Source organism: Microcoleus sp. (assembly GCF_049646505.1).
GTDB lineage: Bacteria > Cyanobacteriota > Cyanobacteriia > Cyanobacteriales > Microcoleaceae > Microcoleus.
In genome coordinates this window covers 1-1,681 of record NZ_JBARVX010000522.1, presented here as the reverse complement: position 1 = coordinate 1,681, position 1,681 = coordinate 1, and the positions used below count along the sequence as shown (strand labels likewise).

At 41.7% G+C, this 1,681-nt stretch carries 3 protein-coding genes; all 3 read left to right on the top strand.

Annotation, left to right across the window (positions count from 1 at the left end):
- Positions 1–374 precede the first annotated feature (374 nt).
- A complete protein-coding gene (locus WBA89_RS24795) occupies positions 375–710 on the top strand; it encodes a DUF5674 family protein (RefSeq protein ID WP_333132781.1) in 336 nt (111 codons plus the stop codon).
- Positions 707–1,060, top strand: a complete 354-nt coding sequence (locus WBA89_RS24790) for a hypothetical protein (protein ID WP_106331790.1) — start codon at positions 707–709, stop codon at positions 1,058–1,060. The genes WBA89_RS24795 and WBA89_RS24790 overlap by 4 nt, the downstream gene beginning before the upstream one ends.
- Before the next feature lie 101 nt (positions 1,061–1,161).
- On the top strand, positions 1,162–1,410 hold the full coding sequence (locus WBA89_RS24785) for a XisI protein (RefSeq protein ID WP_424410170.1): 249 nt from the start codon (positions 1,162–1,164) through the stop codon (positions 1,408–1,410).
- Positions 1,411–1,681: the final 271 nt, after the last annotated feature.

Genomic DNA, 1,681 nt, shown 5'->3' with positions numbered 1-1,681 from the left:
GGAACTAATTTAATTGCTTCAATTAAATTCATTGCTGATGCACTCCATAATTATAATCTACCCATCCAGGGCAGACTTGATTGCCTCTTCTATCATACATTCCCCCCTGACAATTAATCCACCCTGCATTAGAATGGGTGGATTGGGAGATAGAAAGTGCATCATTTTATTTGATAGAATATTTAGCATATGACAGTAATTTACCGAGTTGTGGATAAATATAACTAAATTCATTCTACAATGATACCTATCAAGCATCAATTTGATGTTCCTAAATCCCGTGGGAAATGTTGTATTGTTCGGCAAGCAATTGCTTTTGAGGCAAGCACAGTTAACGTAACTTAAAAAGTAGTTTATCAAAAGCGCAGACAAAGATGATTAATCTGATACAAGAGCGTGCTACCAAAGAGCAACTTGAAGAAATGTTGGAAATCCTGAGCAGTTATATTAAACTGGCAGTGGATATCGAACGGGGAATTTTAGCTGGTGGTGGAGAGCTTCACGCTGACTGCGAAGCTGTATTGCTGGAAAATGGGAGCAAGCAAGTAGATATTTGGGGAGCAGATTGGTATCCGCTGACACAAGAAGTAGGTTATGAATCTCTCATCAATATTCGCCCCCGCCAAAACAATCGTTCGATGGAAATTCAAGATCCGATGATTCGAGATCGAGTTGCTCAGATCGTTCAACGGCTATTAGGAGAGTTATGAGAGATTGGAATGCTTTAAAGTCACGCTATTTGCGAGACGAACTGCCGGTTCGTCTGGGAAATTTAGCATCAAATTTAGCGCGAATCAAATCCCGCTGTCAAAATACAGCTCATGGCGAAATAATTGAAGATTTACTGCAAGAAAGCAAGCTGTTTATTGAATGGACTGCTGCCGATACAGAGATAGAAATAGCTGCTGAGTTAGTTGAGTTGCAGGTTCAGTTAGCTTGCTGGCAGTATTCTTGGGCTGAGATTCGATCGAACGTTCAGCAACGAATAAAAGTTAGCGAACAGGTAAAAATCTGGTCAGAAAAAGTGCTGAATATGTCGGGTTTGTTGGCTGCGAATTAGACAAGTGCGCGATCGCTCTTGATGCGCGATGTGCTATTTTCTCCATAAGAGCGATCGCGTTACGCGGTTGCAAATTCCGTAAACTGACGCAAACGCGGTGGATGAAAGGCGAGGACAATATCGATCGCGATCGATATCAGGTTTTACGCGCTGGATGGCTCCAAAAAAAAGGTGTGTACGGCGTTCTGATTCACATCGATCTTAGGGGAGAGAAACTGTGGGTTCAGTATGACGGTACGGAAGTCGGCGTAGCTAACGAACTTATGGAAGCTGGCATTCCTAAAACAGATATTGTCCTAGCCTACCATTCTCCTTTTATCCGCCAGTACGATGATTTCGCAGTTGGTTGAATTGCAATACGGTTTACTTAAGGTCGAACAAGTGGTACACTAGGTATGATGTATAAAAAAGTAAATCAAGTATAGTGCCGTACAAAAAATTATTATTAGAATCTCCCAAGCTAAGAAGTAGCGAGATATTCAAAGCAATAGAGATATAGCCTTTCTCACAAAGATGAGGTATCATGTTACTGACACTCATGAGGGTCAAACAGAGAAGACACGAACGAGCGACTGAACTAGAATTACATGGTTACGCACAAGCCACGGGAAAGCGATAGCA